Below are 16,876 nucleotides of genomic sequence, written 5' to 3' on the forward strand. Positions count from 1 at the left end.
GAAGACGAGAACCAAATCAGAGTGAGACCGAAACAGAAAGCCCCTAGCGTCGGCCAGGGGCTTTCTGTTCGTTGCAGAGATCTTATTTGGGTTTGTATGGGTCTTCGCTGCTGCTTTCGGTGCAGCCTTACGCCCAGCCCGGCTGCTACCGAGCTGCTGGCCCTTGTCGTCGCTGGCCTGTATCTTCAATGACCGATCAAACTTGAAGCGAATTCAGTACCCGGCCAGGCCCTCGGTGCCGATGGGCAGCCCGGTGGCGTCGCCGCCTGCGATGGGCGTCAGGTTGCCGTCCGCACCGATGCGGTAGGCCGCCACCACGCCCAGGCCACTGAACTGCTGGTAGAGGTAGTTGCCGTCCTGGCTGATGACCAGATCTACCGGGCCGCTGCTGGGGCCGTCCATGAAATCCACTGCGCTGCCGGGAGCCAGCGAGGCCGTATTGCCGTTGACCAGCGACAGCGAGGCATCTGCGCCGATACGGTACACCGAGATGCTGCCCGACGAGGTGTTGGCCGCGTAAACAAACTGCTTGTCCGGCGTAATTTTGAGCCAGCAGGTCGCCTTCTGGTTGTTGGGCAATGCCGAGGTGATGGGCGTAAGCTTGCCAGAGGCGTCAAGTGAGTACGACGACACTGAGTTGCTCATGGCGTCAGCCACCAGGACGTGCGTATCGTCCAGCCAGACGCTGCCGAACGGCCCTTTACCTGCACTGACGTTTACCACGCCCGCGCCGAGCGTGCCGCCTGCCTGCACCGGGTAAAGGGTCAGGTTGCCGTTCATCAATTCCACGCTCTCCAGGAACCGGGCGTCGGGGCTGAATTTGATCTGGGTAATGACGCTGGCCTTGTCCGGCGCGTAGCTGGCTGTGGGAATGCCTTTGAGCGAGCCGTCTGCCTGAATCTGAAAGCCGGTGATCTGCACGTTCTGATCACTGGCGCTGCCATGACTGACGTAGAGCAGATTGCCGCTCACACTCAGGCTGGTGGGTGCAGGTGCGCCGCTGGGATAGCTGCCGATTAGCCGGGGCGTGCCGGAAGCATCCAGAGAAAAAGCAGAGACACTGCCGCTGCCCGCATTTGCGACGAAGAGACGCTGATGGTCAAGCGTCAGCACCACGCTGTCGTTGGAAAACAGCGGATCGACTGCCGCCTTGCCCGGCTTAATGACGACCAGCTTCCCGTCCGAGCCTTGGCCGCCCGTAGCGATTTCGTTCAGCTTGACCAGCTTGCCGTCACCGCTGCGGCCATACTCGACCACGCTGTTGGTGGCCGCATTGGTCTGGGCGTAAATGTACCCGGCATACTTGGCAGTCGGTGCGATGATGTTTCCGCAGGCAGAGAGCAGGACCGTTAGGCCGATCAGGGCGGCAAGGGGGGATGCTTGACGTTTCATGGAACCTCCTGAAGTAGGCAGCGGCGACGACGAGCAAATCCAGCATTGGCCTGTAAAATCAGCCTGCCGAACTTGACCCATTGAACTGGACCGCTGAGCGCTTCTATCTTCTTATACGCAGCAATCTGGGCAGAAAGTTCAATACGTGAATTTGAGTTGAGTTCCATATTTGCGGCCCACTGACCAAGCCGCCAACTGATCTGCCTGCCTGCACCGTCTTCCTGCCGAGTGTCATGCCGGTTGCAAGGCTGGGGCGTGGCTTCGTTAATTGACCAGATCTTGTTGAACATCTCCGTGGCCGTTTCGGGCGCGGCGGGCGTGAGTGGCTTGACCGGCAACATCGGCGGCCTGAACGCGGGCCTGCTCAACCTGAACGCCGGGCTGAATGTCATTCAGCAGGTGACCTCCGGGGTCGGGCAGATGGTCGGGCAGTTGACCCAGTGGGCCGACGCGGCAAACAAGGCCGCCACCAACACGAAGGTGTTTGGCCTGACGGTGGCGAAGTTCGGTATTGACATTGACCAGGCCAACGGCGCGGCGCAGCGGCTGGCCGATCAGTTCGGCGTGAGCGTCACCGACATTCAGGACAGCATGACGACCCTGATCCGGGTGGGCTTCACGAACATGGGTCAGCTCGAAGCTGTGATGCGTGGTGCGGGCGCGTCTGCCATCGCCGCTGGTCGTGACGCCAAAGCGGGGTTCAGCAATATCGCTGACGCTGCCGCCACTGGCATGTCAGCGCAGCTCAACTCCATTGGGATCGCGCAGAACCTGAGCACCTATAACGACAAGCTGGCGAAGTCGCTCGGCAAGACCACCGATGCTCTAACGAGTGCTGAGAAAGCACAGGCGCTCTACAACCTCGTGACCGACGCCACCGGCACCGAAGTCGAAGCGCTGGGCAGCATCCAGAACAAGTACGTCAAAAGCCAGCAGGCCGTCACGCTCTCCCAGCAGCAGTTCAGCATTCAGCTCGGCCAGATCACCATGCCGCTGGTGCAGCGCTTCAATGAGCTGAGCGCCGAGAGTACGACCTTCTTCACCGGGCTTCTGAAGACCTATGCCGAGGGCGGCGACGTGCTGGGGCAACTCAGCAGCAAATACCCCCTACTGGGCAGCGCCGTGAAGGCCGTCAGTGACATCTTCATGTGGGCCAAAGAGAACGCCGGGGCACTCGTGGGCGGCCTGACCGGGGCGCTGCTGCCAGGCGTCATCTCTGTAGCGGGCGGCATCACAGCGGCCCTGCTGCCTGCCCTGGCGGCGGGTGCGGCGGCGCTGTGGGCACTGCTGGCCCCGGTTGCCCCGTTCATCGCGGCGGGCGCGGCCATCGGCTTCGTGCTGCAACGAATGGGCGTCAACTTCGATGACGTGAAGCGCGTGGCCGGTCAGGTCGGGGACGCCATCAGCAAGGCGGCGGGGCAGATCCCGGCAGCTTGGCAGCGGGCGCAGGCACTCATGGCCCCGCTGCTGAGCACCCTTCAAACTGCTTTCGGGAACGCCTTCCGTTCGGTGGAAGAGGTCATCAATCAGGTGCTGATTCCGCTGTGGAACTCGCTCGCCCCCAAGCTCAAAGGCCCGATTGAGGCGGCCCAGACGGTTGTTTCCGGCTTCGGCACCTTCGTCAAGGGCGTGTTCGAGTTCGTGGTGAACGGCGTCAGCAACCTGATCGACGGGGCGTCTGACCTGATCGACAACGTGTTCATCCCGATCTGGAAGCGCATCGGGCCAGCGGTGGAAGCAGCGCTGGACATCGTGCTGGGCCTCATCAAAGGGGCCTTCACGTTGCTGGGCGGTGCGTTCAAGTCGCTGGGCCAACTGCTCAGCGGTGACTGGCAGGGCGCGTGGGACACCATCAAGAGCACGGTCGGCAGCGCCTGGACCTCAATTGCGGACGCCATCGGGAACGCCTGGCCGATCATCAAAAATCAGGTGGATAACCTGGCGGCCCGCATCAGCATGGCCTTCCAGAGCGGGCTGGCCGGGCTGAAAAGCATCCTGCTGAATGCGCTGGCTTCCATGTTGGAGTGGGCGGCCGAGAAGATGCCCAGCATCCTTCAGAGCGCGGCACTCAAGGCAGCGGGCGCGGCGCGTGCGGCAGCGCAGGCGGTCAACGGTGGGCCTCAGCCGCAAGGCAGCGGTGTGCTTGTCGGTGCGGGGCCGACCTTGCCGGGTCAGGGCCGCGTGGTGCCCGCCGATCTTCCGGCCTTTGCGGGCGCGATTGTCAGCCAGTCCTTGCAGGCCAGAAACGACGCCCAGGCTGACAAGCTCGTGGACTACTGTGACCGCTGGGTGCGCGACACGCTGGGAGATGCCGCGCCGAAAGTCCGCAGCCAGATTGACAAGCTGTTCAGGGACGGCGCACCCGGCGGCGTGGCCTCGGCGCAGAGCAGCCAGAAGAGCCTGGAGCGGGCCAAGCTGACCAGCAAATACACCTCGGTCAACGATCTGAAGCCCGGCGACGTGGTGTTCTACACGGAGAACGGTCAGAACCATACCGGGGTCTACCTCGGTAATGGCGTGGTGCGCGGTAACAACCGCGTGACGTATCAGGACAACGGCGGGCGTTTCGGGCCGGGCGGGATCAACGGCGGCAAGGCACTCGACACCGGCAAGGTGAACCCGGTGGGGGATGTGGACATCAACCGCCTGGGCTCGGTGAACAGCTTTGTGCGCTCCGGCGATCTGCTGGCCTATTTGCAGCGTGTCAGTAATCAGGTGGTGACGCCGCAGCCGGGCCGCCAGCCCAAAGGGAAGGTTGCTGAACCCGCCCCCACGCCCGGCGCGCCCCCCGCCGACCCGCCCACGCCACTCAAGGACACCCTGAACGCCCGTCTGAAGCAAGCGCAGGCGACGTTCGATCTGGTGGACAAGAACAGCGCCGAGTATCAGAAAGCTGTAGACCGCTACCTCGCCACCCTGAGTAACGTGCAGCGACTGGCTTACGAAGCGGCCATGAAGCTGCCGGAATCCGATGCCGGGCGCGTCGACCTCGCCGGGATCGTCAAGAGTACGCGCGACAAGATCACCTCTCTGGGCAAGACCGGCGGCGCGGTGGAAGCTCTCAAAAAGCAGATCGAGGACGCCAAAGCGGTGTTCCAGCTCTACACCAAAGAGACGCCCGGTTACGACAAGGCGCTGGATGCTTACCTGGCCGTGCTTCGGAAGGCGGCCACCGAGAGCCAGAAGCTCGCCGGGAGCCTGCCCGCTGGTGACAAGAAGAGCGCCCTGAGCAGCCTGTTTTCTTCCACGCAAGGCGAGATCGACAGCCTCAGCAAGAAGGACGGCCTGGCCGAATCCTTCAAGCGCCAGCTCGAAGATGCCCGCGCCGCGTTCCAGCTGGTATCGGAGGATGCACCCGGTTATCAGAAGGCGGTGCAGACGTATATTTCTGCGCTCGGTAAGGTGCAGGCTGCCGCGAAGCAGGCCATTCCCGGCACGAAGGACCGCACCCAGAAAAATGCGCTCTCCGATCTGGTGGCAAGCACGCGCTCCGAGATTGACGGGCTGCGCCAGGCCGGGACGGATGCGGACAAAATCGCTGAAATCGTGCGGCAAAAGAGTGAGCAGCGGGCACAGAGCGATGTGAACACCGCCAAGCAATCCGTCACCGTCGCGCAGCGGGCCTACGACGACGGTTTGAAGTTGGCAGGCGAGAACCTCACCAAAAAGCTGGCCATCGTTAAAAACGAAGGCGCTGCGCTGCAAGCAGCACGTGAGCAGCAGGCCCAGCGCGATTATCAACTGGCCAAAGTTCAGGCTGATAACAGCTTGAAAGCCGCCTTGGACGCCGCCGCAAAGGGCAAGCCCGCCTTGCGCGAGGCTGCTGAGCAACTGGCCCAGGCCCAGCACAGCGGGGCGCTCAACGTAGCTGGAGATGTCCGCAGTAATGCCCTGTTGGATGCTAGAGACGCACAGGCATTGCGCCAGGGCCAGGACGCTGTGACCGTCAGCGTTCAGCGCAGCCGCACCGAATACGCGGCCCTGGCCAGCACGCTGCGCGACAAAATCAGCACTGGCAAAGTGGACGCGGCAACCCTCCAGAACACGCTCGAAAAGATGGACGCCCTGGACGCCAGCACCAAAAAAGCAGGCACGACCAACAGCGTTTACGTGGTGGGCGCGAAAGCGAATGTCGCCGCGCTTTACCAGCAGGCCATTGATTCCCAGATTGCCAGCAGTGCTTATGACAGCCTCTCGGATAGCTTCGACCGGGCCAGCAAGGCGCAGGGCAAGGTGGTTATCAGCATCGCCGACGCCGTGACCCAGATGCCCGCAGGCACCGCCGCCACTGCCGAGTATTTGACTGCCCTGACCGCGCTTGAAAAGGCTGGATACGCCGCAGGAGGCAGCGTGCAGGCCGTGCGGGACGCCATCTACCAGAACGGCATTGATGCCGACATCGCCAGCGGCAAGTACGACAACATGACCGACGGCTTCGACCGGGCGAGGAAAGCACAAGACGCCATCGTGGTAAGTGTTCAGGACGCCGTAGACCAGATTCCTTCTGGTGACGATGCAGTGGCCACCTACATCAAAACCCTCGGCGAGCTGGAGAAGCAGGGCTACGCCTCGGCGGGCAGCGTGCGGGCCGTCACTGAAGAAATCAAGCGCCAGAAGAATATCGAGGCTCAGGACACGATTGATGCCGAGGTTTCAGCCGGAACGTACAGCGCTGTCTCGGACGGAGCCCGGCAGGCTGACGGCGCGATCAAGCCTTTCGAGAAGCTGAGCTACACCACGGGCGAGCTGCTCGCACAGATGCCCAGCGGTTTGAAGGCCCTGGATGACTTCGAAGGCGGACTAGAACTGCTGGCCAGCAACGGCAGCATCACGACCAAGCAGCTGGAAGCCTTGAAAGGGGCCATTCAGGGTGTGCGGGACGCGGCGGGGCCAATTGTGGGCCTCAAGGGCGATCAGTTCGAGGGGCGCGGCCTCGCTGGAAATGTCATTCCAGACGCCAAGACCGACGCGGCATACGGGACCATCAGCGACGATCAGAAGGAAGGACTGCAAGCGGGCCTTGCGGGGGCCAGCGGCGCATTCCTGGCCGACACCCTCAAGGCGCTGGTCAAGAAAGGCGGACCGAATAGTGCCTTTGCCCAGATGGTACGGGCCGAAATTGCCAACCGGATTGACGTTGATAACTTGGTGGCCGACATTTACGAGAACCCAGCCGATTATCAGGATGGCGGGCGCGGCAAGAGCAAGCCGGTTGAGAATCCGCAGGCCAGTACCACGGACTTTGCCAGCGTTCTGGACGGCATTAAAAAGAACCGCCTGAGCAATGACGAGGTGCTTAAGCTTCTGGCCGACCCTTCCAGCGGCTTCACCCCCGAGCAGGTTCAGGAGGCCAAGGCGCTCCTCATCAGCAGCCATCAGGATTTGCTGGACACTGAACGCGCCCAGACTGCCGCCCACCTCGAAATCCAAAAGCAGATGGGCCTCATCTCGGAGAAAGACGCCATCACCCAGAAGGCCGATCTGGACAAAGAGGCGGTGCGGGCAGCGTTCACGCGGGCCACTGCTGGCCTTGAAACCCAAGAAGGTCGTAAGACCCAGGCGTATGTTCAGGCTGCCGCCACCCGCACCCAGCAACTGACGGCCATCGACGAGAAGGCCGTCGCCGATCAGCTCCTCCTGACCCGCCAGAGCACCCGCGCCCGCGAGGATGCTGAAACGGCGCTCTCTGTTGCCGGTCAGCAGGCCCGCTATAAGGCTGGGAGCATAAGCGAGGCCCAGAACCTCGCTGAGACTTTGCAGGCCCGTAGAGAGGCCGCTCAGCGCGCCCACGCCCGTTCCTTGGAAGACGCGGGGGTGAATGGCGACAAGATCAAAGCGGCTGATCTGGCCTTGCAAACCAGCCTGACCCAGATCGACAGCGACGGCGCTCAAGCACAAATTGATCTGGCTGACAAAGCCGCCGCTGCGAAAGTGAAGGCCGCCCAGCGCAAAGTGACCCAGGGGAATGGCCTGGACTTCTCAGCCAACAGCGAGCTTCAAGGGGCCTTGATTGAGCAGATCAGCCAGTACCGAACCGATCTTGTGGGACTGGACAAGGACAGCGAAAAGTACAAAACCACTCTGGAATCCCTGGAAGGTGCTGAGGACGCTCTGCGCGCCGCCAGGGGAGAGCAGATCAACGTCTTCGGGCGCTACGCCGATCTGCTGGCCAACGTGACCGGTGCGCTGGGCAATCTGGCCGGTGCGATGGGTCAGAGCGAACAAGACTATGACCGCTTCGGCAAGAAACTGAACACCCCCTGGAAGGATCTGGCCGCGAATATCAAGGGCGCTGAAAACCTCTTCAGCAAGGTCAGCAGCATGGCGGGCGACGTGGCGAAGATCGTTGCCAGTGGCGGTGCGGACCTCAATTCGTGGGTGGCGCTGGCCGTCAAGTTTGCTTCCAGCATCGCTGACGCCATCGGCGGCTTCAAGAAGGCCCACGCCGAGGTCGCCAAGCTGCGCGACGATTTTAAGGATGCCAACCCGTATCTGAATCCGGACGATTACCAGAAGACCTCGATCCGCTCGAAGGGCTGGCTGGCTGACCTCTTTGGAGGCGGGCCGGAAGTGGTGAACGAAGTGGACAAGGTGGGCTTGAAAACGGCTTCCACCTTCGTCAACAGCGTGTACACCGGGATGGACGGCGGGTTCAAGAAGTACCGCGAGTCCGGCAATATCGAGGATTTCGCCAAGACTCTGGCAAGCAGCATCACCGATGGGGTGCAGCAGGCCCTGGTCGATGCCTTCAAAAACAACCCCGACACCATTGGCACCTACGCCCGCGACACCAAACGGCTCACCGACGCCCTGGCCCTGCCGGACAGTGACCCCAGCAAGACCGAGGCGCTCAGCTCGGCCATCGCCCAGCTCGGTTACGACACCAAGATGACCACCGAGGCGGCCAAAGAGTACATCAAGACGATGGACGCTGTCGATAAGGCTGCTGGCACGGGCCGCTACTCGCCTGAAGCCATTGCCGCCAAGCAGCGCAGCGTTCAGGGCGCAGGCATCAACAATATCGAGACGGCCCTGAAAATCCAGAACCGGGCCAAGCTCATTTCCGATGCCGAGCTGCAAGAGCGCTTGCATGTCAACACGGCAGCGCGAATCGAGAACGACCGCCAGAGCGCCTTGGCTGCCGATGGCCTCACCGAGCAGGACCGGCTCAACATCAACGAGGAGTTCAACCTCAAGCAGCGCTCCAACGATCAGGACTACCTCGACTGGCAGACCGAGGCCACCCGCAAGGCCGCCGAGATTCAGCGCAACATCAAGCTCCAGGCACTGAGCGACGGCGACTCGCTGGCCGACGCGGAACACTCGCTGGCCCTGGCCGCCGCCGGTACCGATGACCAGAAGCGCGCTATCGACAGCGCCTACAACGCCGATAAGCTGGCCCGCACCCTGGAACGCATCGCCCTGGAAGAAGAAGCCGAGCTGAGCGCCGCTGACCTGACAGCCGCCCAGATTTCCAGCATCCACAGCAAGTACGATGCCCAGGAGCGGGTGGCCCGCCTGAGCGCCCAGACTGCCGAGGTGCAGGCCGCGCAGCAACTGGCCCAGCAGCGCGAACAGACTGCCCAGAGCTGGCGGCAGTCGATGATGAGCGGGGTGCAGGCGTTCCTGAATGGGGACAGCCCACTGGACGCCATGTACAAGGGTGTGCGGGACAAGATCAGCCAAGCCATTCAGGACGGTTTCATCGTGAAACGCATCCTCTCGAAACTCGATCCGCTGTTCACCCAGCTCGACACGGCGCTCTCGAAAGGACTGGACGCGGGCGGGCTGATTCAGCAGATCGGCGCGGCCCTGCCCGGCCTGAGCGTCCAGATCGGCAGTGAGCTGGGGCCGCTGCTGGGCGTCCTCAACAGTGCCATCCCTGATCTGACGAAGGCCGTCAACAACAACACGGCGGCGGTCAAGGAGATCAGCTACACCCAGACCACCATCGTCTCTTACGGCTCCCCACCCACCAGCGGGAACCTGCGGGCCAAGCTGGCGCGGTACACCTGATGTACCGCCTGAGTCTCAGCAAGCCCGGCGCGGCAGCCCCGTACCAGATCATCTACGCCCGCGAGGCCGGAACGTACAGGCCCGGCGAGATCGCGCCGCTGGGCGGCAAGTTTGAGGTGCTGCGCGGCGAGTTCGGCGGTCCTGGCAGCGTCAAGGTCAGCGCCCCGGTTGCCTTTGAGGCCGGGGACTGGCTCAGAATCTGGCTGAAGGGAGACGCGGACGATGACCCCACGTATCTGGGCGAGGTCGGTGGGGAACCGTGGCAGATCGGCGCGGGTGAGATTCAGGCCCGGCCCCTCAAGGACACCGTGTCCCAGGCCCGCTGGTCCGGCACCATCACCGCCAAGTTTGCCCTGTACCTCGGGTACGTCATCGGGCACTGCATCCTGCCGCCCGGCGTGACCCTGGGAGACATTCCAGTGGACCTGGCCACCCTGAAAGCCGTGACCCTGTTTGAGTTGCTGGGCGACACCTTCCAGGCGGCCATGCCCGTGATCGACGGCGGCACCTGGGGCGTGGACAACCGGGGCCGGATCGGAGCGTACCGACCCGACACCGAACTGACCCACCGCTTCCCGCGCACCCGTTCAGAGATCAGCCCTGGCGACACCAGCGGGTACAGGAACGCCGTGCGCTTCTCCTACAACCGCCCAGATGGCACTGAGGCATGGTTCGAGGGCCGCATCGAAAGCGAAATCGTCAAACGGGGTGAGGTCTGGGAGCCGCCGAACCAGATTCCTGCCCGCGTTGGTGAGGCCGCAGACAACCCGCTCGACGGCGTGGCTGGCACGGTGGACATTGCGACCAAATTCAGCGGGTACTACACCGACATCGGGACGGGTCTACCCGTGTATTTCGAGTATCCCGGTCCTTACGTGGCCCATCAGACAGGGCTGTTCTTCAATGCCGACTTTGCTGGGGTGCTGGCGACACCCAACATGTTCACGCTCCAGGCAGGCGAGCATATGCACCCGGCGACGGTGGACGAAAGCGTGATGACCGTAACGCTGCCCTCCGCGAGCTACAACTACGGCCTCGATGTCATTGTGGATAATCACGGCCTGCCGCTCGGTCAGGTGCTGGAGGTCCGACGCTCCCCCTCCCAGACCTGGGTGGCGGCAAATGAAACGGTGAATAACGGCTTCCTGAAACAGATTGAGGTCTTCGGTGGGTACACCACAGATATCCGGTATAAACCCAGCTTCTTTGCCACGTATGCCCCGTCTGGGTTGAGCATTTCCGTGAATGGGCAAGTGCGTGGCACGTTGCCGCCCGGCTCGTCGGCATCTAATATCAAGGCGCATGTCATCATGACGTGCCGAAATGACGCCGGGCAATTCTTCACGGTGCCGATAGATGCCTTCCCCTTCACCGGCAATCCCAACAACAGCCTCAACGCCACCGCGATTGCCGAAGGCGGGTACACCCGAACCCTCAGTCCAGCCTCAGCCGCGCTCGTCACCCCGCCCGCGCCGGTCTTCCTGACAGCGGGCTCAGCAGTGCTGACGTTCTTCAACACCGCTGTCACCGGCACCGGCATCGGGGCCACCGGGGTCAGCCTCGTGACACCGGGTGGCGACATCCCGCTGACCAGGGGTACCACGACGGACAACGTGACCCGCTGGACCTATGCCGGGGACGGCGTGAGCGTGAGCGCCTTCAAGTTGACTGGCGACCCCACCCGGATAGGCCGCATCCTGCCGCAGCTCAGCAGCACAGGCACACTCTCCGCCTACGCCTTCGGGCTGCTGCGGTACCGCGTGCAGCCGGTGCGGAGCTGGACCGGCCAGTACCGGAGACTCCGGCGCGTGGCCTGCCGAGGTGTCAGCCGCTTTGAAACCATGCAGGGCGAGGTGGACCTGGATGTGCAGCGCGTGACCTATGACCTGAGTGCCGGAACCGTGAGCGTGGAGTGCGGCACGCCGCAGGCCAGCAGTGACGATGACGCCACTGCTGCGGCCATCGAGCGTGTCCGTCAGGAAATGCGGGCGGGCAAATGATTGACCGGGTGTTTCTGGACGAACAGGGGAGAGACCTGCTCAACCTGCACCGCTGGACCCCTGAGCAGGCGTTGTTCGTGAAAGGGGAGACGCAGCCGGACCTCGTGCCCATCGGGACGTTTGAGGACGTGCCCGGCACCGGCCTGAAGGTGTTCGTCGGGGAGCGCCGCCCGAGGGCCGGGCAGTTCGCGGTGACGCTCGGCACGCACGGGAAGAACCCGGAAGAGGCGTTTGCCTTGCAGCGCGAGATTGCCACGCTGGCCCCACGGATTGCCGGGTACAGCCGCACGCCGGGCGGGACGCTGAGCATCGCCGGGGTGAGCAAGGTGACCCGCAGCTTCACCGGGGCGGCCATGCGCGGCGGCGCGGTGGAACTGACACTGGAGTGCGCCTCACCGTACTTCTGGCAGGAAAGCAAGACGCGCACGGTGCCTGTCGGGGTGGTCACGCCGGTCAGCATCGGCGGGCAGGCGCGGGCTGATCTGCGGGTCAGCATCACGGCGGGCGGCTCGGCTGTCACGGACCCCAGCATCCTGAGTGACGCAGGCCTGACCACCTGGCACAGCACCATCCCAGCCGGGCAGACCCTGATGCTGGGCGGGGAGGACGTGACCCTGAGCGGGATGGACGCCGCGCTGACCGTGACGGGGCCACTGCCGTATCTGGAGCCGGGCTTCGCGAGCCTGACCATCATCGCCGCCGGGGCCACCGCCGTTATTGCGTGGAAGGAAGGGGAACTCTAATGGCAATCTGGAAATACAAACATGACCGGGGCGGCGACGCCAGCGCCCTGAGCGTTTCCATCACGGTCGACGGACGGCACGGCGTCATCGGTCTGAACGGCATTGCGCCCGCCAGTGGCTTTCCCGACGCAGCCATTGACTCGACTGGGAACCTGAAAGCCTTTGACGGCACGACCTTCAGCGACTTCGTGAGCGGGGCTGCCCGGCCTGGCATTGATCCGGACCCGGACACCTACCGCCTGACGGTTCGTAAGGGCGGTCTGCCGATCAGTTCGGTGACGTTCCAGCCGGTATTGAGTTCGTCCACCGCCACTGAACTGGACATCAACGCGCTGGTGACGGTGGGTAAGGCGCTAACGGCCACGCCTGAGCAGCTCATCAATTTGGCACAGGCGACGGCGCTGGTGCCGCAGATGACGCAATCGCTGGCCGATAGCGCGCAGAGTCGAGATGAAATGTTGGCGGCCAACAAAACCTTCCCGTATCTCACCGACGTGGCGCGAAACGCTGATCTGGCGAACCGTGCAAACGGCGATGTGGCGCGTACCGTTACCAGCACGGGCTTCGCCTACCACCTGAAACAAGCTGGAGCATGGACGCCCTACGGTTTCCCTCTAGTCAACCCTGAAGGTGCGGCGCTGGCCGTGAATTTCATCCCTGGCCTGAACCGGGGGCTGGCGGCAGCCAATAGCGCCAGCTACAACGCAGGCAAATTACAAGACCTGGTGCTGGAAGGGCGGGACACGGGACGGGCGATCCTGATCCCCCTTGAGCAGATCACAGTCAGCGCGCCGATCTACATCGGCGCGAACGTGAAAATCGTATCCGATGGGCACGGCATGGGGGCGGGTTATCGCAACACCAGCCCGGTCACTCAGCGGACGATTCCCAAGCCGCAGATCAATTACACCGGCAGCGGCTACGCCTTCCGCCCCGAAACGGACGCGCTTTACATGACTGGACTGGAGGTTAAGGGCCTAGCCTTTACGACAACCTCTGGCCTGGGCGCGGTTGACCTGAGCCAGTTTCAGATGGCTAACATTGAGGCGTGCAGCTTCTCGGTTCTCAATGCTGACCCCCTGGCCTACGCGCTGAAACTGGACGGCACTGTCACGGGCAACTACTGGAACACCATCCAGCGCTGCGCCTTCCACGGTGGCTCCAACCTCGGCAGTGGCGTGCTGCTGACCGGCGGCCAGACGGACGGCGCAAACGGCAACCGGGTGCTGCACTCGCGCTTCATGAAGCTGCGCCGAGGGGTGACGGTAGACCACCCACTGACGGCCTATACCTTCATCGAAAACAACTATTTTGAGTTTACTGATATTCACATTGAAGCCAATGGCCTGGTAAGCGCGGCGTTCAACAATCACGAGTCCAAGGGACTACCGAGCCGGGGCAGCGCCTATTCCATTCGTGCAGGTGGGCGTCAGAGCGTCATCGTCCACAATAACCGGGTGGCCGAGTGGCTGGAGTTCCTGACGCTGGATGTAGGCGTCTCGGACGCCCTGCTCACGTATGTCAGCCATGCCGATCAGGGTCCCGAGGGCGTCATTGGGCGCAACAACCTGCCGGGGTTAAAGCAGAAGGCCGTGCTGTTCGCTGATAGCACGACGGTGACCAGAGATGTGCAGGCGCTCCCGGCGGCGACGACCATCACTGAGCGGGAGAATCAAAATGCCCCAATCACCGCGAACAAGCGGACGAAGGAGCGCTACCGGCTCAATACCACAGATCCCGATCCGACGAAATGGGTGAACGAAATTGGCTGGAGCATCGATGACCAGACGGGGCTGGAAACCAAGCGTGCTGCCAACGCTGGAGCATTGTTGGCGAACGGTTTTTGCAGCGGCAACCCGAATCTCAACCCTGTGGGCGGCGTGGTGGGGTACGGCATCGGGAGTATGCTGCGCGACACGACCACCGGACGGATCTACACGAAGCGAACAGGGTTCAGCTCCGGCACGGGCTGGGGAGCGGTGGGGAGCGACAGCACGAGCATCAACAACGCCGGGGCAGGCGGAGCCATCGTGCTGGGCGTCGGGTACGAGTGGGCAGACAACCTTACAGCCACGCTCTACAACAACGGCTCAGCCTGGACTAATGCCACACTGCCTGCCCCCAAATACAACGGCCAGCGCCTCACCGTCATCGCCCTTCAAGGGCTGACGCTCACAGCAGGTTCAACCATCATGCCTGCTACCGACATCCCCATGACCATCAATCAACTCATGCAGTGCGTGGGGTTCAACGGGACGTGGCGCAAGGTGGGTTAATTGCCTGTCGTATCAGCCTCGTATGCCGCTTCGTCATATTGCCGAATCGCCACATGCACGCTCCCCTGAGCCGCGCTGGGGAAGGTTGCGGTCACGGTTTTCAGAGGGGTTGTTCCGCTGAGTTCAATCAGAAACTGAGTCGGGATGCTTCCCCTGGCTTTGGTGAGTTGCACCGTTTCGGCGTGATCGGTATAAGTCAGCGTCAGGCTCAACTCCCGGGTTTGCGGTTTGTCAAAAGCCACTTCCGCAACGTAACGGCTCCCGGCTATACCCGACGATTTTGGCGTATAGGCTATGCTGCTGCCCGGCGCAGTGAAGCTGCCACGTTCAATCTCAGTACTAGGCAGCAAGAGCGGCAGTACCTGCCGGAATTCGGTATCTGGAAAAAGAAACGTGTCGGGGAACTCCCAGATGTACAACTTGGCCCAGGGCTGAGCCGCGTCCAATGCGAAATAGTCGCGGATCGCGCCAAAGGTGCCGCCACCGGACTGGCCCGCGTTGGTCACTTCGGTACCCAAATCCTTTTGTAGGTATGGAACAAAACCAAGAATCGGGGAGGAGTAACTTGACCCTAGTACCACCACTGATGGAGCTGCCTCGTCGTCCAAGAGACCCACTGGGTCAAGTGCCACGCTCTCAGCAGTACGGATGGTTTCAGACAGGGGCGTCCAGGTCGTGTTCGGGCAAGATTTACGGATCGCATAAGGCCAACCACTATTTTTGAAATAAGCGAAGGTGCCCGCTTTCACGTCAAAGTGCTTGGTGTTGAGTGCAGCCTTAAGTTGCGGGTTGATCTCGACGAGCTGTGCTGCCACTGCCTCGCTACCGATTTTTGCACCGTCCGGCGTCCAGTGAGTGTCCTGAGGGTTGTAAATGTTGAGATTTGGATTGATGCGTAGGATCGCGAAGGCCGTGCCGATGTAATCGGCGACTGGCAATCCCGCTGAGCGGTACAGCGCAAGCCGCTGCTGGTTGGCCACCAAACGTTTGTCCAAGTATCCTGGTTCGAGGAGGGCCGCGAAGGGAGTGCCTTGCGCCTCACGCGGGTCGATCCTACCAACGAAGCTCCAGCCGAAGACCGATAGCGGCATGGCGATGAGCTGTGAGCCGTGATACGAGAAGGCCGCTGCCAGGCGACGGAAGTACTCACGAGTGGCTGGGTCCGTCAAGCCCGCGTCTGTCAAGGTGCCGACATCAAAACGGGACAAGATGTTACCCTGATTGTCGAAATAAAACTTGCTACGGTCCGCGAAATCACCACAGTCTGGACGTGCAGCGGATGCAATGGTTCCTAGCAAGGCCAGGGTCAAAAGGATCTGTTTCATTTCATTGTCTCCTTTGGATAACCCACCCGCAAGAACCGCTCTGGAATCTCCCAGATCACCACTTGCGGCGGGTTGTCTTTCCGGTCTTGCCCTGACAGATACTCGCGCATCGGCACAACCGGGCCTTTGCCTTCCTGTGCAGCATTGAGGACTTCCGTGCCCAGCGCTTTGGACAAAGCCCCATCGAAGTGCCAAACGTTGTTCTTGCTGACAGCGCTGTAGCTGGTCCCGACCAGTGTCACGGCCAAACTCTCGTCTCCCAGCAGTCCGCCGCCGCCTGCGTCGGTGCGGGTGTAGACCGCTTCTTGCACCGTGTCGGGTGAGGGACCTTCACCTTCCGGTACTGGAATGTAGCGCAGCAGATCGCCCGAACGTTTGACTGGAGGTTTCTTCGATGCCGCATACGTTACTGCTGGCAAATCCAGACCCAATCCCTTTACGACAGGCGCAAGGACCTGTGCCGCCACAGTTGCCCCCAGCGGTGTCCAGTGGGTGTCGGTGTGGAAGAACAGGTCGCCTCTTGACCTGTCTGCCTTAAAGTCGGCAGCGAGATCCGGCGTGGGAACGCCTGCCATGACGAGCTGCTGGCGGAAGTCCTCGTAAAGCGAGGCATTCACCTCGGGCACCTTGACGCCGCCCAGCTCGTCCGCGTAGACCCGCACCTTGGCCGGAACCAGAGCCACCACCAGCTTTGCGCCGTCCTTGGCCAGCTCGTCCCGGACCTGCTTGATGTACGCGACTTTGCCCGCGATCTCTGCGGCGTCGGTCTTGGCCGTCTGGAATTCCTCACTGGTGAACAGCCAGCCGTTTGCGCCGATCACAGCCCCATCGCGGGCCTCACCGAACAGGCGGTAATTCAGACCGCCCCACAGGTTCACGCTGGCGTCGCGCCAAGGCACACCCGGGTCAAGGTTGGTCTTTTCGTAGGTTCCCATCCACTGCCCCGTCACCACGTCCTGTCCGGTAGGAAAGGTACGTGTTCCCTTAGAGGTGAGGGCCAGCGCCGCGCCGACCCCCACCACCGCCAGCAGGAAGGCGGCGGGCATCCACTGCAAGACCTTTGGGGCCGCCGGATTGTCGATGTTGGGTTTGACGGTGTCCTGGGCAAATTCAGTCATTCAGTC

At 62.3% G+C, this 16,876-nt stretch carries 8 protein-coding genes; 4 read left to right on the top strand and 4 right to left on the bottom strand.

What is annotated here, in order from left to right; genetic code table 11:
- Positions 1-213: 213 nt before the first annotated feature.
- Both N0D28_RS08360 and N0D28_RS08365 read right to left on the bottom strand, forming a co-directional pair.
- Entirely contained in the window at positions 214-1,392 is a 1,179-nt protein-coding gene (locus N0D28_RS08360) for a lactonase family protein (RefSeq protein WP_260559080.1), read from the bottom strand.
- Positions 1,389-1,682, bottom strand: a complete 294-nt coding sequence (locus tag N0D28_RS08365) for a hypothetical protein (RefSeq protein ID WP_260559081.1) — start codon at positions 1,680-1,682, stop codon at positions 1,389-1,391. Before N0D28_RS08365 ends, N0D28_RS08360 begins: the two co-directional genes overlap by 4 nt.
- Here N0D28_RS08365 and N0D28_RS08370 point away from each other — a divergent pair.
- Genes N0D28_RS08370 through N0D28_RS08385 form a run of 4 tightly spaced genes read left to right on the top strand, consistent with a single transcriptional unit; the run spans position 1,672 to position 14,427 of the window.
- Entirely contained in the window at positions 1,672-9,408 is a 7,737-nt protein-coding gene (locus N0D28_RS08370; protein WP_260559082.1) for a hypothetical protein, read from the top strand. The two genes, N0D28_RS08365 and N0D28_RS08370, sit on opposite strands and share 11 nt — an antisense overlap.
- Positions 9,408-11,408 carry a hypothetical protein gene (locus N0D28_RS08375; RefSeq protein WP_260559083.1) on the top strand — a complete coding sequence of 667 codons (2,001 nt, stop codon included), beginning with the start codon at positions 9,408-9,410 and terminating at the stop codon, positions 11,406-11,408. The genes N0D28_RS08370 and N0D28_RS08375 overlap by 1 nt, the downstream gene beginning before the upstream one ends.
- A complete protein-coding gene (locus tag N0D28_RS08380; protein WP_260559084.1) occupies positions 11,405-12,151 on the top strand; it encodes a hypothetical protein in 747 nt (248 codons plus the stop codon). The genes N0D28_RS08375 and N0D28_RS08380 overlap by 4 nt, the downstream gene beginning before the upstream one ends.
- Positions 12,151-14,427, top strand: a complete 2,277-nt coding sequence (locus N0D28_RS08385) for a polysaccharide lyase domain-containing protein (RefSeq protein ID WP_260559085.1) — start codon at positions 12,151-12,153, stop codon at positions 14,425-14,427. The genes N0D28_RS08380 and N0D28_RS08385 overlap by 1 nt, the downstream gene beginning before the upstream one ends.
- On the opposite strand, the gene N0D28_RS08390 is transcribed toward N0D28_RS08385, so the two are convergent.
- Positions 14,424-15,752, bottom strand: a complete 1,329-nt coding sequence (locus N0D28_RS08390) for an alginate O-acetyltransferase AlgX-related protein (protein WP_260559086.1) — start codon at positions 15,750-15,752, stop codon at positions 14,424-14,426. The genes N0D28_RS08385 and N0D28_RS08390 overlap by 4 nt on opposite strands.
- Positions 15,749-16,870, bottom strand: a complete 1,122-nt coding sequence (locus N0D28_RS08395) for an alginate O-acetyltransferase AlgX-related protein (protein ID WP_260559087.1) — start codon at positions 16,868-16,870, stop codon at positions 15,749-15,751. Before N0D28_RS08395 ends, N0D28_RS08390 begins: the two co-directional genes overlap by 4 nt.
- Between the last annotated feature and the right edge of the window lie 6 nt (positions 16,871-16,876).

The sequence above is a fragment of the Deinococcus rubellus genome, assembly GCF_025244745.1.
Classification (GTDB): domain Bacteria; phylum Deinococcota; class Deinococci; order Deinococcales; family Deinococcaceae; genus Deinococcus; species Deinococcus rubellus.

Bases quoted from the DNA above. Each gene is read 5' to 3' on its own strand.
- N0D28_RS08360 (WP_260559080.1), bottom strand. From the start codon at position 1,392: ATGAAACGTCAAGCATCCCCCCTTGCCGCCCTGATCGGCCTAACGGTC.
- N0D28_RS08365 (WP_260559081.1), bottom strand. From the start codon at position 1,682: ATGTTCAACAAGATCTGGTCAATTAACGAAGCCACGCCCCAGCCTTGC.
- N0D28_RS08375 (WP_260559083.1), top strand. From the start codon at position 9,408: ATGTACCGCCTGAGTCTCAGCAAGCCCGGCGCGGCAGCCCCGTACCAG.
- N0D28_RS08380 (WP_260559084.1), top strand. From the start codon at position 11,405: ATGATTGACCGGGTGTTTCTGGACGAACAGGGGAGAGACCTGCTCAAC.
- N0D28_RS08385 (WP_260559085.1), top strand. From the start codon at position 12,151: ATGGCAATCTGGAAATACAAACATGACCGGGGCGGCGACGCCAGCGCC.
- N0D28_RS08390 (WP_260559086.1), bottom strand. From the start codon at position 15,752: ATGAAACAGATCCTTTTGACCCTGGCCTTGCTAGGAACCATTGCATCC.
- N0D28_RS08395 (WP_260559087.1), bottom strand. From the start codon at position 16,870: ATGACTGAATTTGCCCAGGACACCGTCAAACCCAACATCGACAATCCG.